Raw genomic sequence first — 5,161 nt, 5'->3', positions numbered from 1 at the left:
GGAAATAGTAGGCAAGTAGGTAGTAGGAAAGGGATAAAGGATGTGCACGGTATTCCTCTTCTGGGGACAATGTCTCCCCTTTCCTACTTCCCTACTCTCCTACTTTCCTACAGGCTGAATAGTTACCTTAAAGATATACTGTTATCCTTCTTTTCTTGGTATAGTTAAGATAAATTCACTATCTATAACCTCAAGTAGCACATCTTTACCAGTAGTCTTTTTTACAGATTCTATTATTCTTTGTATTCCAGTTCCTATATCTGTTACAAATCCCATCTTGCCAAGTAAGTTATATATTGTTGGGTTTCTTACCACATGGGCTCCACCTATTTTAATGTTTTCAATACTGACGCTATCAGGTAATTTGCCTGGGCTATGAAACTCTATCCTGTTAGTAAATATAAATATCCGAATAGGAGCACTAATAGTATAATCCCTATGGGCTACTGCATTAACAAGGGCTTCTCTTAAGACAAAATCTTCAATCTCAGGATATTTTTCATTTTCAAGTCCTTTTATAATATGTTTTTCTTTTATATAAATCTTTAGAAATCGCATACAATCCTCAAGTATTTGTGGAACTTTACCGTCAAACTTTTTTAGATCAGATGGTGGAATAGCCATATCATCTCCATCTATATAAGCAGTAACTATGTATGAAGTTGGAATATAAAATTGAGGGTTTTCTCCAAAAAACAAAATTCCTGCAAGGGTTGGTTTTTTGTTTTTTGAAAGCGATTTTATATTAATTAAATACGGTATTAAATCTTTATCTTTTACTTTTAGAGGGAAATACCTTTCTAAAAATTTTTTAGCATAATCAGTATCAATATCTTTAATACTTGCTCTTGAAATTTCAATCTCATCGTAGTATATACTTTCAGTAGCCTGGAAAAGGCGCAGAAGTTCTTGTCTTCCTGCCTGCCTGCATCTATTGGCACTTCGTATGTAATATAATCCTCTGCCAGTTCTGTAAGGTCTTTGCTCCCCTTTAGGAACATTCACTATTATTATATTTTTCTCAACAACTACTAATGACTCAGTTACAACAGTACAAGGCGGTTCACATCTATTAAAGGCAACATCATCAATTTTCCTTATAGTTTCATCAAGTTCTTCCCTTTCTAATCCAACAATTTCACCATCATCACGAACACCTATAATTATTTGACCTCCGTCTGTATTTGCAAAACAAACAATACTTTTTGCAAGTTCTTCATTATCAGTAAGTTTTTCTTTGAAATCGGTATGTAAATCCTCGCCTTTTAGGATTCTTTCTCTAAGTTCATTCATTACGTTCTCCTGAAAATCGGGACTCGGGACTCGGGGTTCGGGACTCGGGAAGGCTGGTAGCCACAGGCTTCAGCCTGATTTCACCTGAACCATCCAACCATCCAACCCATTTTCATCTTCCTTTGTGCCCACTCCCTGTAGGCATGAGCGTTTCTCCTTTAATTGACCATTGCCCACTAACCACTGTTCACTGACCATTTCTTCTATTGCGATTTCACTACTCCAGCACTATCTTCATATAAGCCTTTTCTTTTAATTTATTTATCCAGCGGGTGAATTCTTCATTAAATTTTACCTGTCTTAATTTTGTTTCTTGTGTTTTTACTACTTCCTCCAATTGTTCTTCGTCTAACTCTTTTTTTTCTACAAGTTGAATGATATGAAATCCAAATTTAGTCTCGACTATTCCGCTTATTTCACCTGGTCTTTTTAAAGCAAACGCCGCCTCTGAAAATTCTTTAACCATCTGGCTTTTAGTGAAAAATTCAATCATTCCGCCTTTATTTTTACTGCCGGGGTCAATAGAGTAATTTTGAGCTAAGTCTTCAAATTTTTCACCTCTCTCTAATCGGGCAAGGATGAGGATTGCCTCTGGTTTAGTTTTCACCAGGATATGCCTAACTTTAAACTGATGAGAAAATTCATTTCTGATTTGAGCAATTTCATCTACGGAGACCTGAATATTTGACCATACCTCACTTTCAACTAACTCTTTTTTTATTAAACTTTCTTCATATTCCCGACGAAGGTCATCTTCTGAAAGTCCTTCTAATTCAATAGCCTTTTTAAATTCATTAATAGATTTGAATTGTTTTTTAACCTTATTGAGTGCTTCTTCGAGCTCTGCAGGGGATATTGTAATTTTTTGTCTTTTAGCCTCTTGTAAAATAAGTTTTTCTTCAATTAATTTATCCAACACCTGCTGTTGTAATTTATTCATTTGTTCAGGAGTAAGGTTTGTCTCTATTGCACTCATCGCCTTATCTATTTCTGTTTGAGTAATTATATCCTCATTTATCCAGGCAACAATACGGTTAACGGTTTTTGCCTCAGCAAGATAAACTCCTGTAAAGGTTATAATTAAAGAAAAGATAATATATTTAGATTTCAATTTTAGTCTCCTTATAATTGGTAACTGGTAATTGGTAACTGGTAACTGGTGAATGGTGATTAGTGCTCTGTTGCCATTCAAGTGATTGATTGGCCATCGTCCCCCGCCAGCGGGGGCATCAATTGAGTAGCGACAGAACATTAGTTACCAATTTTTAATTTCGTGAAGCCCTATAGAGTATTATAATATCAAAATCTATATTAATTGTCAATTTATTTTTATCTTGACATTTACAGATTTATTTGATAGGCTAATTATAGCAGTTATTAGTCAAAATTTTACTCAGAGTGGATAAGGAAAAAATCCCAAATCCCAAGCACCAAATCTCAAATAAGCACCAAATTTCAAGTAATAAATATCAAACTATGGGGGGTAATGTTTTGAATTTTGGTCATTCGAATTTATTTGGAATTTGGAATTTGTGATTTGGAATTTCAGAGCCATATCTATGTCAAATTTCGATTAATAAGTGCTATAGTAGTCATTAGTTTTTGCTTTCTGATGGCTGAACACTTAGAATAGAGGAGTATAAATTATGGGTATAACTTACAAATCAGCCGGGGTAGATATTAATGCGGGAAATGAATTGGTCCGTCGCATTAAAAAACTACCAACCAAAATTAGAGGTTCTACATGGCAAGTTATTGGTGGGATTGGTGGGTTTAGTGGCTTATTTGAACTTGATTTCAAAAAATATAAAGAACCAGTTTTAGTCAGTAGTTGTGATGGCGTTGGGACGAAAATCAAAATTGCTCAAAAACTAAATCAACATAGAGGTGTGGGGATTGATTTAGTGGCAATGTGTGTCAATGACCTGGTCACCTGCGGGGCACAATCTTTATTTTTCCTGGATTACTTGAGTTTTGGTAAATTAAACCTTACTGTTGCTCAAGAAATACTGGAGGGGATTGTTGAAGGCTGTAATCAAGCAGATTGTGCCTTGTTAGGCGGAGAAACTGCTGAAATGCCTGCGGTCTATTCGCCTGATGAGTATGATTTAGCTGGTTTTGCCGTCGGAGTAGTTGAGAAAGGAAATTTAATCGATGGAAACCAGATAGCTATTGACGATGCCATTATTGGTATCGCCTCCTCGGGTTTACATAGTAATGGTTTTTCATTAGTGCGGAAGGTATTTGAACAAGATATGGAAACCTTCAAAGATGAACTCCTTAAACCAACCAGGATTTATGTAAAGTCTATTTTGACACTCAAGGAAAGTTTTAACTTAAAAGGTATTGCCCATATCACGGGTGGTGGATTTTTAGATAATATCCCACGCATCCTACCTGAAGGCACAAAAGCAGTGATTAGAAGAAATTCATGGGAAGTCCCGTGGATTTTTAATGAGATTCAAAATAGAGGTGAAATTCAAGACCTGGAGATGTATCGAACATTTAATATGGGTATTGGGATGGTCATTATCGTTTCCGAAAAAGAGTTTTCCTCTGCTATGAAAAAATTAGACAGCCTGGGTGAAAAAACCTATTTAATCGGCCAGATAAAAGCGGGTAATAATGAAGTAGAATTCAGGTAATCGGTAATGCGTCAGTCATTTGGGGAAATGAAATTAACCTGCGGAGGACAGAGCAATGAAAATAGTTAGGTAAGTAGGTAGTAGGTAAGTAGGAAAGGGATAAAGGATGTGCACGATATTCCTCTTCCGGGGGCAATGTCTCCCCCTTTCCTACTTTCCTACTCTCCTACTTCCTACTTTCAGGAGAATCCCTCATTTCACTGACCCATTACGGTAATCGGTAATACTGAATACCTGATTCCCAAAACGCTACTTATGAGGGGAGACATCAATAAAGGGCACAGGTCCTCCACCAACATATTGAGGTAAAACGCCATTCCATTTTTCGATTGCGGCCATTTGAGCTTCTATTTTGCGTAATTCTACCAATTGAGGTGTAACCTGTTCTTTTTGGAGTCGGAGTGCTTCTGCCTGGGCTTGTGCTTGAGCGACTTTTTGTTCTGCCTCAGTCTTAATTCGCTCTAAATCCCGTTTTGCCTTCAAAGCCAGTTGTTCAGCCTGTTGTTTTGCTTCAATGGCGGCATTAAAGTCGGCGCTAAAATTAAAATCAGTAATCGAAACCGCATCTACTACCAAATACTTTTCTTTTAACCGAACATCCAATAATTGTTCTACCTGTTGTTTGACTTCTTCTCGTTTCTGAACAAGTTCTTCAGCGGTAAATCTTGCCGTTACTGCTTTGACTGATTCCTGAATAGCCGGGTCAACTATTCTACTTTCAAAATCAGGTCCTATTTCTTGCCACAATTTATTAACCATTATCGGATTTAACCCATAGTTTAGAGCAATTTCTGTGCTAACGGTTTGTAAATCTTTACTTGCGGCACTGGCTCTACTTTCACGCTTCCTTACTTTTACATCGACCAATATTACCTTTTCTATTATTGGAATTTTGAAATTTAGCCCTTCATTCTTTATCGAATCTTGCACCGCACCAAATCTTGTTACGACACCACGCTCACCAGGTCCAACGATGACAAATGGATTAAGTGTCATTAGAAGCATCAGAAGAACAAACCCCACAACGCCAAATTTAATTAAATGCTCTACACCTTTGTCTGATTTTACCATTTTTTTCACCTCCTTTAGTTTAGTAAAGAGGGTCGGACCTATTCTAATCCCGCATCAGAAGTAGGATTAGAGAGATTATGTAATAATTACACCTCCCATCCTTAAATCCTACCCATATCGGTTTGTCCTCCCCTTTAATCTTTCCTTAAAAT

Annotated in this window: 5 protein-coding genes; 1 reads left to right on the top strand and 4 read right to left on the bottom strand. The window is 36.7% G+C overall.

All coding sequences use genetic code 11. The features are described from left to right. Positions 1-141 precede the first annotated feature (141 nt). The 3 genes from AB1414_15115 to AB1414_15105 form a co-directional block, all read right to left on the bottom strand. Positions 142-1,293, bottom strand: coding sequence for an RNA-binding domain-containing protein (locus AB1414_15115; protein MEW6608751.1), 1,152 nt, complete (start codon positions 1,291-1,293; stop codon positions 142-144). A gap of 69 nt (positions 1,294-1,362) precedes the next feature. Further along, positions 1,363-1,491, bottom strand: a complete 129-nt coding sequence (locus tag AB1414_15110) for a hypothetical protein (GenBank protein MEW6608750.1) — start codon at positions 1,489-1,491, stop codon at positions 1,363-1,365. A 19-nt stretch (positions 1,492-1,510) separates the two neighbouring features. Further along, positions 1,511-2,545 (bottom strand): peptidylprolyl isomerase, encoded by a 1,035-nt coding sequence (locus AB1414_15105; GenBank protein ID MEW6608749.1) that lies wholly within the window; start codon positions 2,543-2,545, stop codon positions 1,511-1,513. 394 nt (positions 2,546-2,939) lie between these two features. Here AB1414_15105 and purM point away from each other — a divergent pair, with 394 nt between their 5' ends. After that, entirely contained in the window at positions 2,940-3,938 is a 999-nt protein-coding gene (purM, locus tag AB1414_15100; GenBank protein ID MEW6608748.1) for a phosphoribosylformylglycinamidine cyclo-ligase, read from the top strand. A gap of 249 nt (positions 3,939-4,187) precedes the next feature. Here the strand turns inward: purM and AB1414_15095 are convergent, their stop codons facing one another. Next, positions 4,188-5,009, bottom strand: a complete 822-nt coding sequence (locus AB1414_15095) for a prohibitin family protein (GenBank protein MEW6608747.1) — start codon at positions 5,007-5,009, stop codon at positions 4,188-4,190. Positions 5,010-5,161: the final 152 nt, after the last annotated feature.

The sequence above is a fragment of the bacterium genome (genome assembly GCA_040755795.1).
Taxonomy (GTDB): Bacteria; UBA9089; CG2-30-40-21; order CG2-30-40-21; family SBAY01; genus JBFLXS01.
The sequence above is the reverse complement of the archived record's forward strand: the minus strand, read 5'-3'. Positions and strand labels throughout refer to the sequence as shown.

What these genes read in the sequence shown, in the direction of transcription:
- AB1414_15105 (MEW6608749.1), bottom strand. Translation starts at nt 2,545, where the DNA reads ATGTTCTGTCGCTACTCAATTGATGCCCCCGCTGGCGGGGGACGATGG.
- purM (MEW6608748.1), top strand. Translation starts at nt 2,940, where the DNA reads ATGGGTATAACTTACAAATCAGCCGGGGTAGATATTAATGCGGGAAAT.
- AB1414_15095 (MEW6608747.1), bottom strand. Translation starts at nt 5,009, where the DNA reads ATGGTAAAATCAGACAAAGGTGTAGAGCATTTAATTAAATTTGGCGTT.
- AB1414_15115 (MEW6608751.1), bottom strand. Translation starts at nt 1,293, where the DNA reads ATGAATGAACTTAGAGAAAGAATCCTAAAAGGCGAGGATTTACATACC.
- AB1414_15110 (MEW6608750.1), bottom strand. Translation starts at nt 1,491, where the DNA reads ATGGTCAGTGAACAGTGGTTAGTGGGCAATGGTCAATTAAAGGAGAAA.